The 23,467-nt window shown below is 32.4% G+C and carries 21 protein-coding genes; 5 read left to right on the top strand and 16 right to left on the bottom strand.

The features are described 5' to 3' along the window. Positions 1-253 precede the first annotated feature (253 nt). The 11 genes from htpX to Q5I67_RS10145 all read right to left on the bottom strand — a co-directional run bounded on the left by htpX (position 254) and on the right by Q5I67_RS10145 (position 11,926). Positions 254-1,123: a zinc metalloprotease HtpX gene (gene htpX, locus Q5I67_RS10195; RefSeq protein WP_302487254.1), complete on the bottom strand. Its 870-nt coding sequence runs from the start codon at positions 1,121-1,123 to the stop codon at positions 254-256. Positions 1,124-1,147: 24 nt separating this feature from the next. After that, the gene (locus Q5I67_RS10190; RefSeq protein ID WP_282927377.1) at positions 1,148-1,819 is read right to left on the bottom strand and encodes a TerC family protein; all 672 of its coding nucleotides are present in this window, start codon (positions 1,817-1,819) and stop codon (positions 1,148-1,150) included. A gap of 286 nt (positions 1,820-2,105) precedes the next feature. Continuing rightward, positions 2,106-3,071, bottom strand: a complete 966-nt coding sequence (locus Q5I67_RS10185) for a bile acid:sodium symporter family protein (protein ID WP_296896242.1) — start codon at positions 3,069-3,071, stop codon at positions 2,106-2,108. Between the two features lie 266 nt (positions 3,072-3,337). Next, on the bottom strand, positions 3,338-3,862 hold the full coding sequence (locus Q5I67_RS10180) for a nitroreductase (protein WP_302487253.1): 525 nt from the start codon (positions 3,860-3,862) through the stop codon (positions 3,338-3,340). Positions 3,863-3,932: 70 nt separating this feature from the next. Next, positions 3,933-4,097, bottom strand: coding sequence for a hypothetical protein (locus Q5I67_RS10175; RefSeq protein ID WP_177159380.1), 165 nt, complete (start codon positions 4,095-4,097; stop codon positions 3,933-3,935). 110 nt (positions 4,098-4,207) lie between these two features. After that, positions 4,208-6,544: an FAD-dependent oxidoreductase gene (locus Q5I67_RS10170; RefSeq protein WP_296896247.1), complete on the bottom strand. Its 2,337-nt coding sequence runs from the start codon at positions 6,542-6,544 to the stop codon at positions 4,208-4,210. 21 nt (positions 6,545-6,565) lie between these two features. After that, positions 6,566-8,197 (bottom strand): glutamate synthase-related protein, encoded by a 1,632-nt coding sequence (locus tag Q5I67_RS10165; RefSeq protein WP_296896249.1) that lies wholly within the window; start codon positions 8,195-8,197, stop codon positions 6,566-6,568. After that, complete coding sequence (locus tag Q5I67_RS10160; protein WP_282927371.1) at positions 8,185-9,291, bottom strand: glutamate synthase; 1,107 nt, start codon at positions 9,289-9,291, stop codon at positions 8,185-8,187. Before Q5I67_RS10160 ends, Q5I67_RS10165 begins: the two co-directional genes overlap by 13 nt. A gap of 388 nt (positions 9,292-9,679) precedes the next feature. Continuing rightward, positions 9,680-10,327 (bottom strand): hypothetical protein, encoded by a 648-nt coding sequence (locus tag Q5I67_RS10155; protein WP_282927372.1) that lies wholly within the window; start codon positions 10,325-10,327, stop codon positions 9,680-9,682. A gap of 32 nt (positions 10,328-10,359) precedes the next feature. Further along, positions 10,360-10,758, bottom strand: a complete 399-nt coding sequence (locus Q5I67_RS10150) for a DUF3783 domain-containing protein (RefSeq protein ID WP_296896330.1) — start codon at positions 10,756-10,758, stop codon at positions 10,360-10,362. 115 nt (positions 10,759-10,873) lie between these two features. Next, positions 10,874-11,926, bottom strand: a complete 1,053-nt coding sequence (locus Q5I67_RS10145) for a DUF2939 domain-containing protein (RefSeq protein ID WP_296896333.1) — start codon at positions 11,924-11,926, stop codon at positions 10,874-10,876. Positions 11,927-12,129: 203 nt separating this feature from the next. Between Q5I67_RS10145 and dhaM the strand changes: the two genes are divergently transcribed. Next, positions 12,130-12,531 carry a dihydroxyacetone kinase phosphoryl donor subunit DhaM gene (gene dhaM, locus Q5I67_RS10140; protein WP_296896056.1) on the top strand — a complete coding sequence of 134 codons (402 nt, stop codon included), beginning with the start codon at positions 12,130-12,132 and terminating at the stop codon, positions 12,529-12,531. A 38-nt stretch (positions 12,532-12,569) separates the two neighbouring features. Here dhaM and Q5I67_RS10135 read toward each other — a convergent pair whose 3' ends face one another. After that, the gene (locus Q5I67_RS10135) at positions 12,570-13,946 is read right to left on the bottom strand and encodes an amino acid permease (protein ID WP_296896059.1); all 1,377 of its coding nucleotides are present in this window, start codon (positions 13,944-13,946) and stop codon (positions 12,570-12,572) included. Between the two features lie 197 nt (positions 13,947-14,143). Here Q5I67_RS10135 and Q5I67_RS10130 point away from each other — a divergent pair, with 197 nt between their 5' ends. Then, positions 14,144-14,776 carry a YigZ family protein gene (locus Q5I67_RS10130; RefSeq protein WP_302487251.1) on the top strand — a complete coding sequence of 211 codons (633 nt, stop codon included), beginning with the start codon at positions 14,144-14,146 and terminating at the stop codon, positions 14,774-14,776. Positions 14,777-14,826: 50 nt separating this feature from the next. Here Q5I67_RS10130 and serC read toward each other — a convergent pair whose 3' ends face one another. Then, positions 14,827-15,915 (bottom strand): 3-phosphoserine/phosphohydroxythreonine transaminase, encoded by a 1,089-nt coding sequence (serC, locus tag Q5I67_RS10125; RefSeq protein ID WP_302487250.1) that lies wholly within the window; start codon positions 15,913-15,915, stop codon positions 14,827-14,829. Positions 15,916-16,254: 339 nt separating this feature from the next. Between serC and queF the strand changes: the two genes are divergently transcribed. The 3 genes from queF (at position 16,255) to Q5I67_RS10110 (ending at position 19,036) form a co-directional block, all read left to right on the top strand. Beyond that, complete coding sequence (gene queF / locus Q5I67_RS10120) at positions 16,255-16,749, top strand: preQ(1) synthase (protein ID WP_296899008.1); 495 nt, start codon at positions 16,255-16,257, stop codon at positions 16,747-16,749. 46 nt (positions 16,750-16,795) lie between these two features. Beyond that, entirely contained in the window at positions 16,796-17,368 is a 573-nt protein-coding gene (locus tag Q5I67_RS10115; RefSeq protein ID WP_296899010.1) for a cob(I)yrinic acid a,c-diamide adenosyltransferase, read from the top strand. 105 nt (positions 17,369-17,473) lie between these two features. Further along, the gene (locus Q5I67_RS10110) at positions 17,474-19,036 is read left to right on the top strand and encodes a sigma 54-interacting transcriptional regulator (RefSeq protein ID WP_302487249.1); all 1,563 of its coding nucleotides are present in this window, start codon (positions 17,474-17,476) and stop codon (positions 19,034-19,036) included. A gap of 69 nt (positions 19,037-19,105) precedes the next feature. Here the strand turns inward: Q5I67_RS10110 and Q5I67_RS10105 are convergent, their stop codons facing one another. The 3 genes from Q5I67_RS10105 to Q5I67_RS10095 form a co-directional block, all read right to left on the bottom strand. After that, the gene (locus tag Q5I67_RS10105) at positions 19,106-20,488 is read right to left on the bottom strand and encodes an amino acid permease (RefSeq protein ID WP_302487248.1); all 1,383 of its coding nucleotides are present in this window, start codon (positions 20,486-20,488) and stop codon (positions 19,106-19,108) included. Between the two features lie 91 nt (positions 20,489-20,579). Beyond that, positions 20,580-21,701, bottom strand: a complete 1,122-nt coding sequence (gene ald / locus Q5I67_RS10100) for an alanine dehydrogenase (RefSeq protein WP_302487247.1) — start codon at positions 21,699-21,701, stop codon at positions 20,580-20,582. 269 nt (positions 21,702-21,970) lie between these two features. Beyond that, entirely contained in the window at positions 21,971-23,347 is a 1,377-nt protein-coding gene (locus Q5I67_RS10095; protein WP_296898304.1) for an amino acid permease, read from the bottom strand. Positions 23,348-23,467 lie beyond the last annotated feature (120 nt).

The raw sequence follows: 23,467 nt of genomic DNA, 5'->3' as shown, positions 1-23,467 counted from the left end.
TTTTTATTTATTTTTTGTTTTTAACAATTTTCTTCTTTTTGAGTTGCCCTCTCGTTGAGTGCTTAATTATTATATCTAGCTTTTAATCTTTTGTCAACACCTTTTTTATTATTTTTTTACATTTTTTTATAAAAAACTGATAAAATCCTTATAAACTGTATCAAAATATAAATTTTTAGTAGAAAATAGCCGAGGATATACTATTAAAATAGTATATCCTCGGCTATTATATCTATTAACTTTACAAAAATTATTAAATAGTTGTAATACCTTGTTGATTAGCTTGTTCACGAAGTCTAGCTATTCTATCTTCAGTCAATGGATGTGTGCTAAATAAATTTGCTATAGATTTTGCCGAACCTGCTAAAGGATTAATAATAAACATATGTGATGTTTCTGGTTTTGCATTTGGTAATTCTCCATGCTTTGCATAATAATCTATTTTTTCCAAAGCATTTGCTAAATAAAGTGGATTTCCGCAAATCTGTCCACCTTCTGCATCAGCACCATATTCACGTGTACGAGAAATTGCCATCTGAATTATTCCAGCTGCTATGGGTGCTAAAATAGCTGTTGCCATCAATGCTAATGGATTAGAACCTTCTTCATCATCTCTACCACTACCAAAAATAGCTGCAAATTGAGCAACATTTGCGATCATAGAAATTACACCTGCAATTGATGCTGCTACTGTACTAATCAAAGTATCACGATGTTTAACATGAGCAAGTTCATGACTGATAACACCTGCTAACTCTTCATAACTTAATACGCTCATAATACCAGTAGTTACTGCTACAGCTGCATGTTCTGGATCTCTACCTGTAGCAAAAGCATTTGGTTCATCAGCATTAACAATAGCTACCCTAGGCATAGGAAGCTGTGCTCTTTTCGCTAATCTTTCTACCAAATCATATAGATTAGGAGCTTCTTCACGTGTTATCACTCTAGCATTATATGCTCTTAAACATATGGTATCGCTATTCCAATAAGTATAGAAATTTAATCCTAAAGAAACGACAAACATGACCACAGCACCAGTACTACCGCCAATAGCTCCACCAATTGCAATCAATATACCAGTTAACGCCGCCATCAATAACGTCGTTTTTAACATATTCATAAAAAAATTCCTCCTAAAATTTGATTAACAATTACAACTTTTATGGTTTTTAAACCATCCAATACTCAATACCATTACCACTAATATAACTTTGATAATCAAACTCCAATCTGCAAGATAAACACCAACAACTTTATCCATGGTCATCATTTCAGCTGCTGTATATGCTAAAATTCCCCCACCTAAGTAAATAAGCCATGGTAATTTTTTCATAATAAGCATGAAAAGCTGTGCACCACAAAGTACAATAGGTAAACTAATCATTAAACCACAAATAATAAGACTCCATTTTGACTCAGGAACCATGTTGGCAACACCTGCAAGTGCTAATACATTATCTAAACTCATGATAAAATCAGCTATCATTATAGTGCGAACTGCTGCAAATAATGTAGTTGCCTGCTTACCATTTGTTTCTTCATCTCCATTATCTACTAATAATTTAATAGCTATATAAATAAGTAAAGCACCACCAATAAATTGTAAATATGGAAGACCTAAAAGTTCTGTAGCAAATAAAGTAAGACAAACTCTCACTATTACTGCTCCTGCCCCACCAATTATTATCCCTTTCAAACGTTCATTATCTGGTAACGATTTGCAAGCCATCGCTATTACTATGGCATTATCACCACTTAAAATTAAATCCAATAATAATATACTACCAAGTGCCGCAAACCATGGTGCAGTAAACATACCTTCCACTATTCATCGCTTCTTTCTAAATTAATTATATCTTAATATATTAATAATATAAAAAAAGACCTTGCTTCCTAAAAACATCAGCTTAGGAAACAAGGTCTTGCTTACATATTAAATGTCGATTGTACCGGAGATAAACTCGTATTGACGATATCAATCGTTCAGCTACTCCCCTTGCGAGTAAGTAATCATTATTAATAATATAGCATATTCAATATTTACCTGCAAGATATGATTTATTTACTTCTAACTATTATTAACTTGCCCTTTTTATATTCAATTAGTTTTCTACTAATTTTTCTGCGGATACATTTTCTTCTTTGTCCATTTTACCTGCTAAATAATTTGCTGCTAAAGAGCCAGATATATTATGCCATACACTAAAGATTGCACCTGGTATAGCTGCTACAGCACCAAAATGCATCATAGCAAGAGATGTTGCCAACCCTGAATTTTGCATACCTACTTCAATAGAAATAGCTTTTGATTTAGCCATATCCATTTTTAACGCTTTAGCAATAGCAAAACCTAAAGCATATCCTAACATATTATGCAAAATAACTACAGCCATGATGAGTAAACCAGTTTCCATTATTTTTTGAGCACTAACAGATACTACACCACCAACGATTAAAACGATAGCAATTACAGAAATAAGTGGTAATAATTTTATAGCCTTGCGGACAAAATCACCAAAGAATTTATTGATGATAATACCTAACGCAATAGGTACTACTACTACTTGAATAATAGAAATCATCATTGCTTGCAAAGAGATATCAATCCATGCACCAGCGAGCCACCAACTGAGAATAGGGGTAACAATTGGTGCTAATATAGTTGTTGTCATCGTCATAGATACAGATAATGCTACATCTCCACGTGCCAAATAAGTCATAACATTTGAGGATGTACCACCTGGACAAGTACCTACTAAAATTACACCGACTGCAAGTTCTGGCGGTAATTGAAATAATGTTGCTAAAATCCAAGCAAGTGCTGGCATGATAGTAAATTGAGCAAGTGCTCCAATAAATACATCTTTCGGACGTTTAAATACTAGTTTAAAATCTTCAAAACGCAAAGTCATACCCATACCAAACATGACAATGCCCAATAAGTATGTAACATATTTTGCCGACCACGTAAAAGTCCATGGCATAAATAAAGCTATTGCAGCCACAATGATAACAAAAGCCGCCATATATTTCGATATAAACTTACTGATTGCTTCTAATGTTTTCATCTTAATCCCTCCATAAAAACTATAAGTCCACCATAAAAACTATATTATAAATGCATTTAAAATATGTAAAATAAAATTTCATCTTATAAAACTAAGACATTTAAGTATATTAGGTTTACAGTTTTACAAGTGTTAGATTATATAATACTCTAAAAAATATTTTCTGTCAATAAAAAAGGTATTTAATGTTTATAACATCAAATACCATAATTTTTACCTATTTATAATTTAATCATTATTTATTTATTTTATATCTTATTTAAATTTTATTTAACAAAAACTACATAATCATCTTTACGAGCAGCTGGTTTTGGTAAATCACTAGCAGCATATCCTAATACACAATGACCGACACCGATATAATCGCCTTCAATGCCCCATTGTTTTAATAAATCTTTGCCTTCTGCTGTATCAAATTCTTCTTTTGCTCTATTAATCCAGCAAGAAGCCACTCCTAAGCTATGAGCTGCAAGCATTAAATTGCCCATAACAAGTGAACCATCTTGAACTGCTGTTGGTCTTGTAGCATCAGCTAAAACCAAAATTACTGTAGGAGCTCCATAAAATGGATCGGATTTTACGCCCATAATATCAGCATTCCATTTAGATAATTTTGCTATTACTTCCGGATTTTGAATAACTACCATTTTCGGAGATTGCAAACCTTTACCCGTAGCTGCATATTTACCTGCTTCTAAAATAGCTTGCAGCTCTTCATCTTTTATTTGCTGAGCTTTAAATTTACGACAAGAACGTCTTTCAATCATAGCTTTTATAACTTCATTAGTCATTATATAACCTCCTTAAAATGTCTATATTATTCTAATTCCACAATTTTTATTTGAAATCCTTTAAATAATCTTATTCTCTTTTTTCATGAAAATAATCAAAAACTTGCTTTATCATCACAAGTGCTATAATTACAGCTATAAATCTAACAAATTCTTCCATGAGTTGAGGTACATTTAAAATATGAAATACTGCTCCTATAACTAACAACAAACACAAAATTAAAAATTTTACCATCAAAGATTTTCTCAATTTTTTTCACTTCTCTACTCTAATTAATATATATTTCAATAAAAAAGCTATCTGTCAAATTAACAGATAGCTTTTTATCAACACCGATTATAAAATTATTCAGCTTTAGTTCTATACATCTTTATTTCTTCAGGATTATTTTTCAATGTCCAAATACCACAAGGACAAACACCTGCACAAATGCCACAGCCGATACATTTATTAGCATCAGATACATATTCAAAGCTACCATCTAAATGTTGAATACGTGTAATTGCTTTTTCAGGACAAGATTGCATACAAGTTTCACAATCACGGCAAGTACCACAGCTGATACAACGATTTACATCGTCTGCTGGCTCACCTATATTGCAATGATGACATTTATCAAAATACGCTTTAGCTAAAGTATCTTTATTTACTTGTTGTTTTTCTGGGAATGGTTCTACTTCTTTATCCATTACATAAGCATCTGCATAATAAGCTGCTTTTTGACCAGAACCAATAGCATCTGTTAAACGACCAGGTTTGATCACGTCACCTGCTACAAATACTCCATCTAAAATAGAATTGTCTTTATTTGGTACAACCCAATCACGGAATTTTTTAATGCTATCATCTTGAGGTAAATAATCAAGAATAGGTGCTTCACCGATTGATACCATAACCATATCACCAGGAACAAAGCGACCTTTATCATCATAGATACCTTCATCAGTGATTTTTGTTGTCATGAATGGCCAAACTAATTTGCCACCACGGCTTTCAATGTATTCAATTTCTTCATCGAAAGCTGCTGGTTTTTGTACGTCGATACAAGTAACAGTTTCTGCACCCATATCATAAGCACCACGAGCTGTATCCATACCGGCATTACCGCAACCAATTACGATTACATGTTTACCAACTTTTGGATTATCACCGCGATTTACTGCTTTTAAGAATTGAAGACCCATAACGAGTTTTTCTTTACCTTCCCAGTTAAAGAAACGGGATTTATGACCACCTGTTGCTACGACAACTGCATCTGCATCATTTTTAATTTGAGCAAATTTTTCAGCATCAACTTTACATTCTGGTACGAATTTAACGCCCATATCTTCAATGCGTTTGAGTTCAGATTGCAAAAGTTCATGAGATAAACGAGCACGAGGAATAACTTGTTCAAGTTTACCGCCCATATGTTTATCATCATCATAAACAGTTACATCATGACCTTTACGAGCAAGTTGCCATGCAGCGGATAGACCAGCTACACCACCACCGATAACGGCGATTTTCTTACCAGTTTTAACTTTTGGTGCATCAACTTTTGTAAATGCAGAAAGATATCCAAGAGGACCAATCTGTATAGGTTCATCAATACCACCACGAGTACAGCCTTCCATACAAGGATTTGGACAAACACTACCGCAGACAGAACCTGGGAATGGTGTATATTCTAATACGAGTTTAATTGCGTCTTCTAATTTTCCTTGACGAATTAAATTATAACGTTTTTGAGTTGGTATATTTGATGGACAATGGAATTCACAAGGAGCAGCAAATTTTGCATTTTCCCAGTAAGGAACTCTTTGACGATATGTTCCTGTTACTACTGTAGGATTTACAACGAAATCATCTACAGCAACATCACTGAACATACCACCTTTTATCCATTCATTTTGACGGAAAGATTTTATATCTGGTTGTTTATTAGCTATAGCTTGTTTTTCAGCAAAGGATAATGGTTCTAATTTATGCCATTGTTCCCATTTAGATAATTCATCGCGAAGTTCTGTTCTACCAATGGATTCCAAGAATTCATCCATATTGTTATTGAGAAAATCAATATCTTCTTGTGTTAAATCTTTCAAACGAATATCTGCTGGATAGCCATCTATTTTACCACGGAAATATACTGTACCGCCTACCATGCCGACACATGGACGTTCACCGAGTACACTTGCAAATTGTTCACTATCTACACCACAGACAACAGCTTTACCGCCACCCATGAATTCAAAAGAGAATGAACCTACATTTTTTAATACCCATAATTGTGGTTCTTCATAAAGTGGATCATGTTTCATAAGTGAACCAGAACGAGTACCTGCTCTACCACCGATATAAATTTTACCACCAGCAGAACAATGACCAGCTGTATCACCAGCATCACCGCGAACAGTGATTTTACCACCAGCATTAAGCCAACCAACATCGGCAGAAGATGATTCATCTACTACGATTTCTGTATTATCAAGACACATACAACCAACACGCTGACCTGCGTTAGTTACATGGAAAAATAATTTTTTACCTTCTGGATGCCATAATGGACCACCAATATCATGCTGACCAGAAGCATGTATTTCAAATTCTGTTTCTCCATTAGCTACAGCTTGACCAATAGCAAGGAGTAAATCTTGTGTAGACATACGTTCATGTCCAACTAAAGTATCTATAGTAAACATTCCTAAAATCCTCCTCACTAATTAGCATACATATTGAATACCAAGTTTTTCAGCAATAGCTTTATCTGTAGAAACAAGAGCATCACTTCTACCGATTGGAAGTGATGAGTTACCAATTGGAGCCATGAGTTTTCTAAGTTCTTGGTCAAAAGTTAAGACATAATCAACAATTTTTTGTGCACCTTTATCGATATCAAGGCGTTTAACAAGACGAGGATCTTGTGTACAAATACCAGTTGGACATTTACCAGTATTACAAGAATTACAACGACCATGTTCATTACCGATACAGCCTAAAAGTTGAATTAAGATTTTACCACAGAATACACCATTTGCACCAAGGCACATCATTTTGAAAGCATCAGCTGCTGCATTACCAGTAAGACCGATACCACCACCACCATAAAGTGGAATTTGACCTTGAAGACCTTGTTGAACAGCTGCTAAATAGCAATCACGAATTTTAGAAACTACTGGATGACCTGTATGGTCTAAGGAAATTTCATTTGCAGCACCTGTACCACCTTGAATACCATCAATGAAGAAACCGCCACAAATTTTATAAGGATCACGAAGTAAGTTATTATATACAGATACAGAAGTAGCTGAAGCCGCACATTTAATAGCTACAGGAACTCTGAAACCAAAAGCAGCATTCATGGATAAATGCATTTTCTGTACAGATTCTTCAATGGAATACAAACCTTGATGGTTTGGTGGAGAAGAAAGTGTAGCTTTTGGTACACCACGAATTGCTTGAACATGTTCCGCTACTTTAGCTGCAGGAAGCAAACCACCATCACCAGGTTTTGCCCCTTGACCAATTTTAATGAGAACACCTGCTGGATCTACTTTCATTTTAGGAAGAGCTTTTACAATACGGTTCCAACCAAAGTGACCAGAAGCAATCTGTAAAATCATATATTTTAAATAATCCGATTCTAAAAGTTTGCTAGGCATACCGCCTTCACCAGAACTCATACGAATTGGAATATTGCATTTTTCATTTAAATAAGCACAAGCAAGAGCAACTGCTTCCCATGCTCTTGTAGAAAGAGCACCGATGGACATATCGGAGAAAATAAGTGGATAAATCCAATTTACTGGAGGTGCTTTATGTTCCATGACTAATTTCCCGTTTTCCATTTTCAATGGTAAATCTTTTGCTGGTAATACTCTACCAAATGGAGAACGTATATCAAATGTATGACGCTGGGAATCAAGTGCAGGGTCAGTCATCTGACTGATACGACCTACAATAATGCTATCTAATGTTCTTTGAGCATTTAAATTTGTACGTCCACCACGTTTAATAGGACCATGGTCACGAGAAAGCAATGTTTTTCTTGTATCAGCATTTCTCACTGGACGAATAGCACCGTTTGGACAAACTTTTTCACACATGCCACAACCAACACAAGCATTTGCAAGTGTTTTTACCTGTTTTATTACAGGTATTGCTTTATGCGTATGTTTTGGATCTGGAAATAATCCATCAGAAGTAGTTTTATCTACACGGATTACATCTGCTTTAATTGCTTGAAAAGTACAAGTTGCTAAACAGCTACCGCACATAGTGCAACGGTCCATATCATATTCAATTTTCCAATTAAGGTCGTTTGTACTTATATCTTGCGTTCTTACTGTTTCCATCTTTGAACCTCCAAGTCATTGTTAATTACTACAACTTCACGTTCATTAGGATAAATATCTTTACTCATATCTCTATTTGGTAATATTTCATTAATACCACAAACTTCTGAAGCAATAGCTACCATATTTTCATCGCCACCTACAACAACTGGGCGAAGTTTTTTAGAATCACAGCATGTCATCATTCTGCCATCTGGTAAATTAGCAATAACTGTATTTGGTCCATTTATTTCCAAATTAGCTAAGGATTGACGAATAGCTGTTAATACTTCTTTATCTTCACGTTTATCAATTTCTTCAAATGGAAGAGGTGTAATTACATGTTTAAAATATTCAATAGGCCATTTTAATTCATGTAAAACATAGTGAAGTGTGTATAAAAAGTTTTGAGAATCTGATTCAAAACCAATATATCCACGATGTAATGATTTTTGGAATTCTTTATTTTTAGTAAAGAATGTATTTTCACCATTAGCACAGAGAGTATATCCTTGTAAAAAGAAAGGATGAGCTGCATAACGTACAATATCGTAGTTTGTATTCTGACGACATTGAGCAACAATATTTTTAGCGAGTAAACAGCCATTTTCATTCCAAAGATGGAAATATGTAGCAATATCAGCAGGGTCACCGATTTCTTTTAAAGTAAGTACATCTGGCCAAAATGAATATACAAAACCATTTCCGGATTCTTCTAATATTTTACGAAGGGCTAAACGTGTATCTAATAATAACTCGCCTTTTTCATCTTCAGATTTATCCTTATAGTATTCAGGATAATCGTAATTACGGAATATATAATATGGCATTGCTTGAATATCAAGACCTGGTTGTTTATCAGGAACAGGGATCCATTCTGCCAATTGAATAAAGTTGTGGCTATCCATGTATTCTTCAACCATTTCTGCACCACGTTGAGTACAAGCTAAAGAAAGTAACGGCTTATCTTTATAGTCGGAAAAAATACCATATAAATCTTTCATAACCATGGCAAATCCAGAATTATCATGACCTTCTTGTTGAGGTATCATTAATTTTAAAGCTTTTGCCGGACTAACAGGAACTTTACTTTTTATAGAACCTATTCTACACATAATAACCGCCTCCAATAATTTATTCTAAATAAATTCTTATAAATCCATATCAAATAATAAATACATTAGTGTCTTTCTAATGTACCTTTATAATAAAGTGCAATATACATTATAAAAACTTGTTACGACTATGTCAATATATTTATGCAATCTATTTCACTATTATAATTAGTAAAAACCTTTCATTATAAAGCTTTTAAAATAGTTATAATTTTCAGTATTGTATATTTAAAAATCAACATACGCATAAATTAAATTTACATCTTGACAATATATGCTATTTATATATATTTTAAAGCTTTTTTTATCATTTTTTCATCATATCAAATAAAATTGTATTGTATAGTTTTACTGTATACAAAATAAAAAAGGCAGATATGCTCTGCCTTTATCTTAAAATTTTATCTATCAAATTTTCCAAATTATATTTTAGTATATCTAATTCATCTCCATGGTCTTCCACAAAACCTTGAGCCGATGTCTTTACTTCTACCACTTTTTCTTTTAAGCTACCATCTTTATTTATATTTTCATCTAAATCACTAACAATCTGTTTAGCATGATTTATTTTTTTAGTAAAGGTATTCGTTTCTTCATCTATTGTACTATCTAATTTATTATTTAAATTTTTAAAATCACTATCTTGACCATCATCTTTTATTTGTGTTTGTTGTTGAATATCATTTTTCACTACTTTATCTTTATCCCTATCGATAGGCATATTCCAAGAAAAAGCTAAATAAAATCCTAATATAGCTACAATGACAAAACTTGCCACTATACAAATTTTTTTCACAATATTTTTTAATTTTTCACCAAAACTTTGAGTTTTTTTCCAAACAGATGATTTTGATTTTTTCTTTGGAGCTATATCTTCTATCTTTATTTTATTATTTTTTTCAACAGTATCTTCTGTTTTATTTTCATAATTAAATCTAGCTTGTTCTAATTGCTCCATTTCTTCTTCAGTTAAAAATCTTGTAGGTTCATCATTTCTTGCTATACCTACCCTATTAAAAGAATCTTTATTATCCAACAAAAATCACCTTTCTAAATTTTAAACTCATATTATTCTTTTTGTTTTCTCATCGCTAAATGTTCTTTTTCTAACGCATGACAAACACGTGTTATACTCCAAAAACGATTAAAAGTAGTAACTACCGCCTTACATATAGGTACTTGTATATTTTTTTCTCGCATATTTTTTAATACACTATCTAATCTAGATTTAGAAAAATTATGAAACATCATTAATTCATATTCAAAATCCAAAGGCTTTTCATCTGTTGGTTCAATCTTACTAAAACCCTTCAAACCAAATAAATAACCTATTTTTTGATAATGCTCTTTCTTATCCACTAAAATGACTTTTATCTTCATTGACTCTAATAAATTTTTTAATTCTGTCAATCTCATTTCATCTGTGAAATTATATAATAAAATCATTTCTTGAATGTTTTTTTTCATTCTAAAATCACCTCTTCCCAATTATAAATTATCTATATCGTTTAAACAAGAATATAGTTTTCAAAAAAAGCTCTTAATAGATATGTATTCCAATATACCTATTAAGAGCTTTTACTTATTTTATTTGATTTTCAATGCGTTTTGTTAATAAATCAGCTTCATGTTCCATGGTTTTAGCTTTTTTCAAATTATCTGTAGCTTCTCTTAAAGTTTTAATATCTTTATTGTCTAACCATTTAGCATAATTTTCATAATATGCAATCTTACTTTCACAAGCTTTTAAACGTAAATTATGCAATGTTTCTGCAGATTTTGGTACATTCATAGATTGTAGTGCTGTTTGCAAATCTTGCAACTGTGGTAAAATTTTCGTTTCAATAGTATTTTTTAAATCCGCTCTATTTTGCTCATTTCCCAAAGCACCTAGACTCAAAGCAGCATTTAAATTAGCCTCATTTTCTGTCAAAACCTTTTCTTTATCTAAAATAATTACTGCTGTTTGACTTAAATAATCTTTAATATACTCTTTTCTACCTTCTGCCAATGCTTTAATAAATTCATCAAAATTATCTATGCTAACAACTTTCCAATAACCATCTGCTTGTTCTTCTAAGGACACTTTAAAAATAAATGGCTGATTTATTTCACTTTGTGTTACTTTTATCCCAGCTTCTGCTGTTCTATTTTCTTCATTTTTATTGATATAATCAATTCCCTCAAAATTAAGATCTGATAAACCAGCCTGTTCTATTATCATGTCTGAATTTATCATTGCACCTTGGCTATCAGCTGTCGTATTTCCAGATTGCCAGCTACCAGTTTTTACATAATTATTCAAACCTTCCTGTAGACTCGCAATCAATGGTGCTTTAAACATAGTAGCTAAACTATTCATGGCTACTTTTGCTTCTTCCGGTAAATTTTCTTGTGAAGCAATTATACTATCTAATATATTATTTGTTACACCTGCTACAACATTATCAATATCTACATATTTATTAAACTCGTCTATATCATGATTTTGTATTGACTCTTGAATAGCTTTTAATGTGTATTCTGGCGTTTTCACATAAAAATTAAAATATGCCAAACTTCCGCCTATGATAATAAGTACTAATAATATCGCCGCAGCAAAAATTTTTAATTTAGTGCGTATTGATAATACCATAGTTTTTCCTCCAATTATAATTTAATTAATAAGTCCCATAATATATTATATCTTCAATATCAATTATGGCACCTATTCACATCTTATGCAATACTTTATCTATAGATATTATCTAAAATATAATATTAATAGATTGACACTATGGCTCAAGTAACATATTATTATCTATGAACTTATTTTATAATTGAATAGAGGTGTGCTTCGTGATTGGAATTGTAATTGTATCTCATAGTTCTTTAATTGCCGATGGCACAAAAGAACTAGCTCTCCAAATGGCAGACCCTGCATTAAAAATTATGGCCGCAGGAGGCACATCAGATGGAAAACTTGGCACCGACATGAAAAAAATAAAATCTGCCATTGAAAAAGTAAATGGAACTGATGGAGTACTAATCCTTACTGATTTAGGAAGCTCTGTGTTAACTACAGAAATGGTTATTGATATGATGGACGAAGATGATAAAGATATCAGTAAAATTCAAATAGCTAATGCACCATTAGTTGAAGGTGCTGTCATAGCTGCTGTTGAAGCTTCATTTAATAGCGATATTTTTAGTATAAAAAAAACCGTTGAAGATATCATACTGAAAAAAGTTCCATTATAAAAAAAGCTGTACAAATTAATGTACAGCTTTTTTTATCTTTATAATTCAGTTTTATTGCGTATTAACTCAGCACGATGTGCTCTTATTTGTTTTAATTTAAAAATTATCATCGGTATTACCATCATTGGAACACCTGCATATAAAGTAGAACGTAAATCATCTGTAAATGCAATTACTATTAGGCAAAATACCTGTACCCAAATTCCAAATAAAGTTACATAAGGAAAAAATGGGGTTTTGTATTTTAATTCAGATACTCTGTTTTCTGCTATCATTTTTTTACGGAAATTGTATTGACTCCAGCAAATAGAAATCCAAGCCATCGCACCTGTAAAACCTGAAACAGCTAATAAATAAGTATATGCTGTTTCACTTGTATCTAAAGTGTATAACAAAATTATTATCCAACAAGCACAAATAGATACAATAATTGAATTTTGAGGCATACCATTATGATTTAATTTACCCAAAAATTTTGGTGCCATTTTATGTCGAGAAAGACCATGTAATGCTCTACCTGCTCCATAAAGGCCTGAATTAGAACAAGAAATTGCTGCTGTAAGAATAACAAAAGCAAACATATATCCAAGCCAATCAAAACCATAACGATGAAGTGCTGCTGCAAATACACTTTCTGTCAAAGTCGCTTCATCCCATGGCAATATTGATATCAATAATGTAATTGGTATAATATATAAAGCAATAATTCTCCATGTAACATTGCGAACTGCTATAGGAATACTTTTGGCTGGATCTTTACATTCGCCAGCAGCCAAGCCAATTATTTCTGACCCTTGGAAATTAACTAAAATAATTACCATTGTCATAATAATTGCCCAATATCCATGAGGAGCAAAGCCTCCACTGCCTAAAAGAATTTTTGTTCCAATAGGTTCACCAGTTTCACCAGCCCAGCCCATGCAAATAGCAAAAGCAACGATACTAAAAACAACTAATGCGACTATTTTTATAATTGATAACCAAAATTCACTTTCACCAAACTTGCCTACACTGAATAGGTTTATAAAGGTAACAACTAAACCAAACGATACAGCCCACCATAATTGACTGACCTCAGGTACAAATTGATTCATGATAATTCCCGCTGCAATCATTTCTGCAGGTACATAAACAATCCAGTTCAACCAATATGCCCAACCAACACCACATGCCCATGTAGGTGATATATGATCATTTGCATACGTGACAAAAGAACTAGATACAGGCTGAGCTACTGCTAATTCAGCCAAACATAGCATAACGCATAATACTACTATTCCGCCTAATAAATATGCCAAAATAGAAGCAGGTCCCGCTTGTTCTAATACATAACCAGTACCTAAAAAATAACAGCTACCAATAATTCCACCTAATGAAATTAGCTGTATATGTCTGTTTTTCAGACCCCTATTCATTATAGGTTTGTTGTTCATCTCCTTAATAACACAACCTTTCTTATATTATTATATAAATTATATAAATATACAATTAAGTATATTTGTTTATATTACAAAAATAATACTATAAAATTCATTATTTTACCATACAAAAAGAAAAAAAACTTATAAAAATTTTCATGCTATTTATATTATAATTATTTTGAGGTGAAATTATGCTTGAATATAAAACAATAGATGACGAATATTTTACTGAATGGGAAATCAACAAATCCAGATTTTTAACGTATATCAAACATGTGGAAACTGAAACTGAAGCTCAAGAATTTATTACAGCTATAAAAAAGAAACATTTTGATGCCCGCCATAACTGCTCTGCTTATATCATCGGTGAACGCAGTGAAATTCAAAAATCCAGTGACGATGGTGAACCTAGTGGTACAGCTGGTGCTCCTATGCTTGAAGTGCTCAAAAAAAATGAACTCAGTGATATCGTCGTTGTCGTTACTAGATATTTTGGCGGTATTAAATTAGGTGCTGGCGGTCTGATTCGTGCTTACGGAAAATCTGTGACCTTAGGGCTTGATGTTTCCACAATTGTAAAAAAATCTATCTTTAATTGCTATAAAATAGATTTAAACTATGATTTACTAGGCAGTATAGAAAATTATCTTCATCAAAAAGAAATCCGCATTCGAAATAAAGATTACAGTGACATCGTGAGCTTTACTTTATTATTAGCTCAAAATGACAGTGAAAATATCTTAAAAGATATCACTAATTTATCCGCCGGTCGCATAAAAATAGCAGAATTAGAACCTATCTATTTAAACATTCCTATAAAATAAGAAAATTCCTTAGTAGCTAAATAACTACTAAGGAATTTTTATTATCACACTTATTTATTAGCTTTACGGAATTTTTCCATGAAATCAACAAGAGCCTGACAACCTTCCATTGGCATTGCATTATAAATAGATGTACGCATACCGCCGACAGAGCGATGACCTTTTACGCCACCTAAACCATGTTCTAAAGCTTCTTTAGCAAATTTAGCTTCTAATTCTTCACTTGGTAAACGGAAAGTAACATTCATGAAAGAACGACTATCTTTGTCTGCATGACCTTTATAGAAACCATCACTGTTATCAATTGCATCGTAAACTAATTTAGCTTTTGCTGCATTTTTTTTCGCCATGCCTTCTAAACCGCCATTTGCTTTTATCCAAGCTACTACCTTACCTACCATGTAGATACCAAATGCAGGTGGTGTATTATATAAAGAATTTTTCTTCAAATAAGTATCATAGCGAAGCATTGTTGGCACTTCTTTTGGAGAGTTTTCAAGGAAAGATTTGCGAGCAACAACTACAACAACACCAGCAGGTCCAAGATTTTTCTGAGCACCTGCATAAATTAAACTAAATTTAGAAAAATCAAGTGGACGAGATAACATATCAGAAGACATATCAGCGATAAGTGGAACATCGCCAGTTTCTGGAATGTAATGATATTCTGTACCATAAATTGTATTATTGTAGCATAAATGAAGATATGCTGCATTGTCACTTAATTTAATTTCATCTTGAGTTGGAATATGTTTAAAATCGCGATCTTTGCTAGAAGCTGCTACAAATCCACGATTTAAAAGTTTTGCTTCATCATAAGCTTTAGTTGCAAAACTACCAGATAATACATAGTTACCTACTTTGCCATCAACAGCAAAATTTTGTGGAATCATAGTGAATTGCATACTTGCTCCACCTTGGCAGAATAAAACTTCATAATCATCGCCAAGACCCATAAGTTCTTTTATATCAGCTTTTGCTTGATTATGTACTTGTTCATATTGTTTAGAACGATGACTGATTTCTATAATTGACATTCCACTCTTAGCAAAATTTAAAAATTCAGCTTGAGCTTCTTGTAATACTTCTAAAGGTTGCATAGCAGGACCAGGATTAAAATTGTAAATACGATCTTCCATCAAATAAGCCTCCTAAAATAAAAATATAAGTTCTTCTTTATCGAACTCATAATTAAATAATGCTTTTACCATTTTACAATGTTATATAAAAAATAAACATTTTGTAAAAAAATATGATATTATTTTAAAATATCTATGATAATATGTCAATTTTACTGCTACAAAAGTATTTTAGTCAAGTAATAATATCTTTTTTTATTGATAATTTGTAAATCTACATTATAAATTTATATAATAAATCACAATTCAACATCATTTCATAAGTATGATATAATATTTTTATCAATAATTTTAAATTTATACTTAAAATGATTAATTATTTAAAAGGATGGTATATAGATGCGTACTAGCGAAGAAACAAAAGACATCACTCTTTTAGGTCAAAAAAATGTAAAATATGAATTCAACTATCGTCCAGATGTATTAGAAACATTTGATAATAAACATCCTGACCATGATTACTGGGTAAAATTTAATTGCCCCGAATTTACTACACTTTGCCCTATCACAGGTCAACCAGATTTTGGTACAATTTATATTTCTTATATCCCTGACCAGAAAATGGTAGAAAGCAAATCTTTAAAATTATATTTATTCAGTTTTAGAAATAATGGCGACTTTCATGAAGATGTAGTAAATATCATTATGAAGGACTTAATCAAACTCATGAATCCTAAATATATTGAAGTATGGGGAAAATTCTTACCTCGTGGTGGTATCTCTATTGACCCATATACAAATTATGGTCGTCCTGATACAAAATATGAACAATTAGCTCATACTCGTTTTGTTAACCATGATTTATATAGCTTAGATAAAGTAGATAATCGCTGATAAATAAATTTCCTAAAATAAGATTTACTTAAAAGGAGCTGATTATATGCTTCAAGTTTATACAGGTAACGGCAAAGGTAAAACAACAGCTGCTATAGGTCTTGCTATTCGCAGTTTAGGTGCTGATAAAAAAGTTTATTTTTGTCAATTTATGAAAACCTTAGCCTATAGCGAACAATCCATTTTACAAAAATTTGCACCGCAATTGAAATTGACAACTAGTGGTAAACCGTATTTCATCGCCAAAGAAGGCATGTTAACTGATGAAGAAATCAAAAAATGGGGAGATATGCTTCAAGTTTATCCTGAAGGCAATCCACCAAAAGATTATGTAAAATTAGTCAATGACAGCTTAAAAACATTACTTGAAGAAATAACAAATACACATTATGATTTAATAATCCTCGATGAAATAAATGTTGCTATGTATTATGACTTAATTACTAAAGAAACTCTAGAAAATGTTTTAAATCAAATACCTTCAGATGTAGAAGTAGTTTGCACTGGTCGATATGCACCAAAATGGTTATGTGAACGTGCAGATTTAATCACTGATATGCAAGAAATTAAACATTATTATCAAAAAGGACTTCAAGGTCGTAAAGGCATTGAAGATTAATTTTTTTCATTAATAACCATACTAAAATATGCTAAGAGATTTTATTAATTTAAAATTTCTTAGCATATTTAAATTAAACTTTTCTCAAGAGGTGCTTTATAATCTATGAAAATACGTATTGAAAATAAAGACCGCCATGGATTAGTCTACGATATATCAAAAATTTTATTAAAATATAATGTAAATATTATTTCTATGGAAGTTATTAAAAATACTACTTATTTAGAGACAGAAGCTCTTACTTATAAAGATGAGCAAAAAATATTATCCGAACTTCATAAATTATCTGGTATTATAAACATAACTTCTATCATGATAATGCCACACAATGAAAAATATCAACAGATGGATATTGTCTTTAATACAATAAATGAAGGAATTATCATCACTGATAAAAACGGAAATATCATCTATATCAATAAAATTGCCATAAAAATTCTAAAAATTCCCAATGATAATATTTTAGGACAACATATATCCAAAGCATTGCCTTTTTGTAAATTATTATTAAAAACATTACAAACTGGTAAAAAATATCTTCATCATGAAGTCTATGCCGAAGAATATAACAATCATTATATGGTGAGTAGTCAGCCTCTTCTCGATGAAAATAATAATTTATCTGGTGGCGTTGCTGTCATTCGCGATATAGAAACAGTACGTCAAATATACCAAAAAATCACGGGACAGCCTTCTACTAGCTTTAAAGATATTATCCATCAAAGCGATATTATGGAAAAATTAATTTTGTCGGCTCAACATTATGCTGGTAGTAACTCCACAATTCTTATTCGCGGAGAAACAGGTTCAGGTAAAGAATTATTCGCTAGAGCAATCCATAACGCTTCACCTCGTCGCGATAATATCTTTCTCGCTATCAACTGCACGGCTATTCCTGATACTCTACTTGAAAGTGAATTATTTGGTTACGAAGAAGGTACTTTCACCGGAGCAAATAAAGGCGGTAAACTTGGCCTATTTGAATTAGCTAGCGGTGGCACTTTATTTCTCGATGAGATAGGCGATATCTCTTCTACACTTCAAGCAAAATTACTGCGTGTACTTCAAGAACATCGCGTACGTCGCATAGGTGGTAATCGTGAAATTCCTATAAATGTACGCATTATTTCTGCCACAAATTGTAATCTTGAACAAATGGTACAAGACGGATTATTTCGTCAAGATTTATACTATCGTTTAAATGTAATACCACTATATTTGCCACCACTTCGCGAACGCAAAGAAGATATTTGTTTACTTGCAAATTATCTTTTCCAATCCACTGTTAATAACATCAATACTCGCATAAAATCCATTTCTCCTGAAGCTTTAGAAAAACTCACTCATTACGATTATCCCGGAAATGTACGTGAATTAAGTAATATTATTGAACGAGCTATAAATGTTGCTCAAGGTTCACAAATAACAGCTGATGATATAATATTATTCAACCAAATGCAAAATAACACATCTTTAAATAACTTAAATGATCATTCTACTTTTAATTTAAATGAAGCACTTCGTCGCACAGAAAAAAATATTATTCAACAAGCGATGAAAAAATTTACCTCATCACGTAAATTAGGTGCAGCACTCGGTTTATCTCATACTAGTGTTATTCGTAAAATGAAAGAATATGATTTAAGTTTTAATAAAAATAATAATTAATAAAGAAACTGCACCCAAAAGATTATCTTTATATCTAACCTTTGGAGTGCAGTTATTATTATTATGAAACTATTTTTTAGATTCTAATTTTGAATGTCTATAGCTATAACCAAAATATACAATAAAACCAAGTACACACCATACAACAAAACGAATCCATGTGTGAATTGGTAAATTATACATCAAATAGCCACAACAAATCATAGCCATTGGAGCTACAAAATAAATTGCAGGACATTTAAAGCCACGTTTAATATCTGGACGTTTTATTCTTAAATATAAAACACCAAATCCTGCAATAAAGAATGCAGATAACGTACCAATATTTGCCATTTCAGCGATTAAATGAATAGGTGCAAAACCTGCTATAACAGATACTAAAACACATCCACCGATTGTTACTAAATAAGGAGTTCTATATAATTTATGAACTTTACAAATACCTGCTGGTATCATGCCATCACGAGATAGTGCAAAGAAAATACGTGCTTGACCATATAATAAAACGAGCAACACTGTAGTTATACCACAAATAGCACCTACAGCAACAATAGCTGAACCAATTGGATAACCAATAACACGAAGAGCATATGCCACAGGTTCAGCATTATTCAAATCTGTATAAGGCACTACACCTGTCAATATAATTGCCACAAAGAAGTATAATACCGCACAAACACCCAAAGAACCTAAAATACCTATAGGTAAATCGCGTGAAGGATTTCTCGCTTCTTCTGCAGACGTAGCAACCGCATCAAACCCAATATAAGCGAAGAATACAATTGCCGCCCCAGCTGAAATACCTTGTGTACCATACGGCAAGAATGGATCCCAGTTAGTTGGATCAATATTTGGTACTGCTAATACAAAGAAAACAACGATAACCGCTAATTTTACAAATACTAAAATACGGTTAATCATAACAGTTTCTTTTGTTCCACGTACCAATAATATACATAAAAACATAGTAACTAAAATAGCAGGTATATTGATGATACCGCCCTCTTCAGGAACTTTCGTAAATGCAACTGGTAAATCTATGCCACCTGAAGCCAAAAGTCCTACTACATAACCTGACCATCCGGCTGCCACTGTACTACAAGTAACAGTATATTCCAAAATTAAATTCCAGCCTACAATGAAAGCTAAAAATTCACCTAATGAAGCATACGTATAAGCATATGCACTTCCTGCTACTGGAACCATTGATGCATATTCCGCATAAGCAAGACCTGCAAAAGCACAAGCAATAGATGCTAATACGAAAGATAATGATATCCCCGGCCCTGCATATAAAGCTGCACCTACACCAGTTAATACGAAAATCCCTGTACCAATTACGCTACCAATACCTAAGAAAACTAAATCAAATGCACTTAAATTTCTTGTAAGACCTGAATTTTGTGCCATTGAACGCAAAGCACCAATATCTTTCTTACGGAACAGATCCATAAAAAACACTCCTTTTTTTACAACACGAAAACATCACTTACTTTCTCATTATTTCAAAAATAAAGGCCTGGTAAAACCAGGCCTTAGCTTTTTATTTTAAGATTTCATGAATATCATAATAAGGTAAATTCAAACCTTCTGCTACGCCTTTAAATGTTACTTTACCATCTATAGTATTAATACCTTGCATTAAACCAGGATCATCAAGACAAGCTTGTTTATATCCTTTATTAGCAATTGCTAAAGCATAAGGCAAAGTAGCGTTTGTTAATGCCAAAGTAGAAGTTCTTGATACTGCACCAGGGATATTTGCTACAGAATAATGAGTTACATCATGTTTTACAAATATAGGATCATCATGTGTTGTGCAATGGTCACATGTTTCAACTGCACCACCTTGGTCGATAGCAACATCGACAACAACAGAACCAGGTTTCATTGTTTTAATCATATCTTCAGTTACTAAAATAGGAGTTTTGGCACCTGGAATAAGCACAGAACTAATCAATAAATCAGCTCTAGCCACCCATTTTGCAATATTATAACTATTGGACATTTCAGTAACTACACGGCCATGGAAAATATCATCAAGATAACGAAGTCTATCGATAGAAAGATCAATAATAGTAACTCTAGCACCTAAACCAGCTGCCATCTTAGCAGCATTCGTACCAACAATACCTCCACCGATGATTACTACTTGGCCAGGGCAAACACCTGTCACACCACCTAATAATACTCCACGTCCACCATATTGACTTTCAAGGAATTGAGCACCTAATTGAACAGACATACGTCCAGCAATTTCACTCATTGGGGAAAGAAGTGGTAAACTACGTCCATCTCTACCTCTAACTGTTTCATATGCGATACCTACAACTTTATGACGCAATAGAGCATCTGTGAGTTCAGGTTCTGGAGCTAAATGTAAATAAGTATATAGAATTTGACCCTCATGGAATAGATCATATTCAGATGGTAATGGTTCTTTAACCTTGATAATCATATCAGCTCTATCAAAGAGTTCTTGTTTATTTTCAACAATTTCAGCACCAGTAGCGATATAAGCTTCATCTGTAAATCCACTGCCAATACCAGCAGATTTTTCTACTAATACAGTATGTCCTGCACGTATTAAAGCTTCACTTCCGGCAGGAGTTAGACCTACACGGTTTTCATTGTTTTTAATCTCTTTAATAACACTAATAATCATAATATAAACCCTCCTTCAGGTCGAAAAATTTTATCATAAACTATTTATAATCATTTTTGATTTACACCTTATATATAATGCAAATTATATGCCAAAATAAATCATAAAAATTTTATATTAATAAATAAGTATTTTTTATTATCATCTCTATTTTTGTAATATTTTTATTACAAAAAATGTAATTATTTCATTACAACTGTAATTATTTCATTACATAAAAAAATAAGAGATTAAACTCTAACAAGTCTAATCTCTAAATCAATAATAATTTATTTATTTAACAATGAATGTTTATAACTATATACAAAATAAATAACAATCCCTATAATACACCAAACAATAAATCTAATCCAAGTAAGCCCTGGTAAATTATACATTAAATAGCCACAACTGAGCATAGCCATCGGCCCTACAATATATATAGCAGGACATTTAAAACCTCTCTTTATTTCAGGATGTGTAATTCGCAAATACAATACACCAAAACCTGCAATAAAGAACGCTGATAATGTACCAATATTAGCCATTTCTGCGATTACATTTATAGGAACAAAACCTGCAATAAGTGAAACTAAAATACAGCCACCTATTGTAACTAAATATGGAGTATGATATTTTTTATGAACTCTACAAATACCTTCAGGGATCATACCATCACGAGACAATGCAAAGAAAATACGTGCTTGACCATATAATAAAACAAGCAATACCGTAGTAATACCACAAATAGCACCTACAGCAACAATAGCTGAACCAAAAGGATAACCTATAACACGAAGAGCATATGCTACAGGTTCTGCATTATTTAATTGAGTATAAGGCACTATTCCTGTTAATACCATCGCTACAACAAAATATAATAAAGTACAAACTGCAAGTGAACCTAAAATACCAATAGGAACATCTCTTGAAGGATTTTTAGCTTCTTCAGCTGATGTTGCCACAGCATCAAAACCAATATAAGCAAAAAATACAATTGCAGCACCCGAAGCAATTCCCTGATATCCAAAAGGTAAAAATGGATCCCAATTAGTAACATCAACATTTGGAATAGCCAAACATAAAAAAATAAAAATTACTGCAATTTTTATAAAAACTAATATACGATTTATAAAAATACTTTCCTTAGTGCCTCTAACTAAGAGAATACATAGAAACATTGTGATGAAAATAGCAGGTAAATTTATAATTCCGCCCTCTGCTGGAACTTTTAGAAAATCAATTGATAAATTTAATCCACCTGATGTCAATAATCCTGTTACATAACCTGACCAGCCAGCAGCCACAGTACTACAAGTTACTGTATATTCTAGAATTAAATTCCATCCCACCAAAAATGCCATGAATTCTCCCAATGAAGCATATGTATAAGCATACGCACTACCAGATACTGGCACCATTGATGAATATTCGGCATAAGCTAAACCTGCAAAAGCACAGGCGATAGATGCCAAAATAAACGAAATAGCTATACCTGGACCCGCATATAATGCTGCACCAACACCTGTTAATACGAAAATGCCTGTTCCTATGACACTACCTATTCCTAAAAACACTAGGTCAAAAGCTGTTAGATTTCGCACAAAACCAGAGTTTTCAGCATCTTGTGCTAAATGTGTAATGTCCTTTTTACGAAATAAATCCATAACATTCACCTCATTATTAAATTTTCCATCTATACAGAAAAAAGGCACTGAATACTCAGTGCCTTCTCTAACTGGCAACTTCCTATCCTCCCAGCACGTCTCCATGCAAGTACTTTCGGC

The organism is uncultured Megamonas sp. (genome assembly GCF_958438645.1).
Classification (GTDB): Bacteria; Bacillota; Negativicutes; order Selenomonadales; family Selenomonadaceae; genus Megamonas.
Note: the sequence above shows the minus strand (reverse complement) of the source record. Positions and strands in the feature narration are given on the sequence as shown.

Bases quoted from the DNA above. Each gene is read 5' to 3' on its own strand.
- htpX (WP_302487254.1), bottom strand. From the start codon at position 1,123: ATGAATATGTTAAAAACGACGTTATTGATGGCGGCGTTAACTGGTATA.
- Q5I67_RS10190 (WP_282927377.1), bottom strand. From the start codon at position 1,819: ATGTTTACTGCACCATGGTTTGCGGCACTTGGTAGTATATTATTATTG.
- Q5I67_RS10185 (WP_296896242.1), bottom strand. From the start codon at position 3,071: ATGAAAACATTAGAAGCAATCAGTAAGTTTATATCGAAATATATGGCG.
- Q5I67_RS10180 (WP_302487253.1), bottom strand. From the start codon at position 3,862: ATGACTAATGAAGTTATAAAAGCTATGATTGAAAGACGTTCTTGTCGT.
- Q5I67_RS10175 (WP_177159380.1), bottom strand. From the start codon at position 4,097: ATGGTAAAATTTTTAATTTTGTGTTTGTTGTTAGTTATAGGAGCAGTA.
- Q5I67_RS10170 (WP_296896247.1), bottom strand. From the start codon at position 6,544: ATGTTTACTATAGATACTTTAGTTGGACATGAACGTATGTCTACACAA.
- Q5I67_RS10165 (WP_296896249.1), bottom strand. From the start codon at position 8,197: ATGGAAACAGTAAGAACGCAAGATATAAGTACAAACGACCTTAATTGG.
- Q5I67_RS10160 (WP_282927371.1), bottom strand. From the start codon at position 9,291: ATGTGTAGAATAGGTTCTATAAAAAGTAAAGTTCCTGTTAGTCCGGCA.
- Q5I67_RS10150 (WP_296896330.1), bottom strand. From the start codon at position 10,758: ATGAAAAAAAACATTCAAGAAATGATTTTATTATATAATTTCACAGAT.
- Q5I67_RS10145 (WP_296896333.1), bottom strand. From the start codon at position 11,926: ATGGTATTATCAATACGCACTAAATTAAAAATTTTTGCTGCGGCGATA.
- Q5I67_RS10135 (WP_296896059.1), bottom strand. From the start codon at position 13,946: ATGAATAGGGGTCTGAAAAACAGACATATACAGCTAATTTCATTAGGT.
- Q5I67_RS10130 (WP_302487251.1), top strand. From the start codon at position 14,144: ATGCTTGAATATAAAACAATAGATGACGAATATTTTACTGAATGGGAA.
- serC (WP_302487250.1), bottom strand. From the start codon at position 15,915: ATGGAAGATCGTATTTACAATTTTAATCCTGGTCCTGCTATGCAACCT.
- queF (WP_296899008.1), top strand. From the start codon at position 16,255: ATGCGTACTAGCGAAGAAACAAAAGACATCACTCTTTTAGGTCAAAAA.
- Q5I67_RS10115 (WP_296899010.1), top strand. From the start codon at position 16,796: ATGCTTCAAGTTTATACAGGTAACGGCAAAGGTAAAACAACAGCTGCT.
- Q5I67_RS10110 (WP_302487249.1), top strand. From the start codon at position 17,474: ATGAAAATACGTATTGAAAATAAAGACCGCCATGGATTAGTCTACGAT.
- Q5I67_RS10105 (WP_302487248.1), bottom strand. From the start codon at position 20,488: ATGGATCTGTTCCGTAAGAAAGATATTGGTGCTTTGCGTTCAATGGCA.
- ald (WP_302487247.1), bottom strand. From the start codon at position 21,701: ATGATTATTAGTGTTATTAAAGAGATTAAAAACAATGAAAACCGTGTA.
- Q5I67_RS10095 (WP_296898304.1), bottom strand. From the start codon at position 23,347: ATGGATTTATTTCGTAAAAAGGACATTACACATTTAGCACAAGATGCT.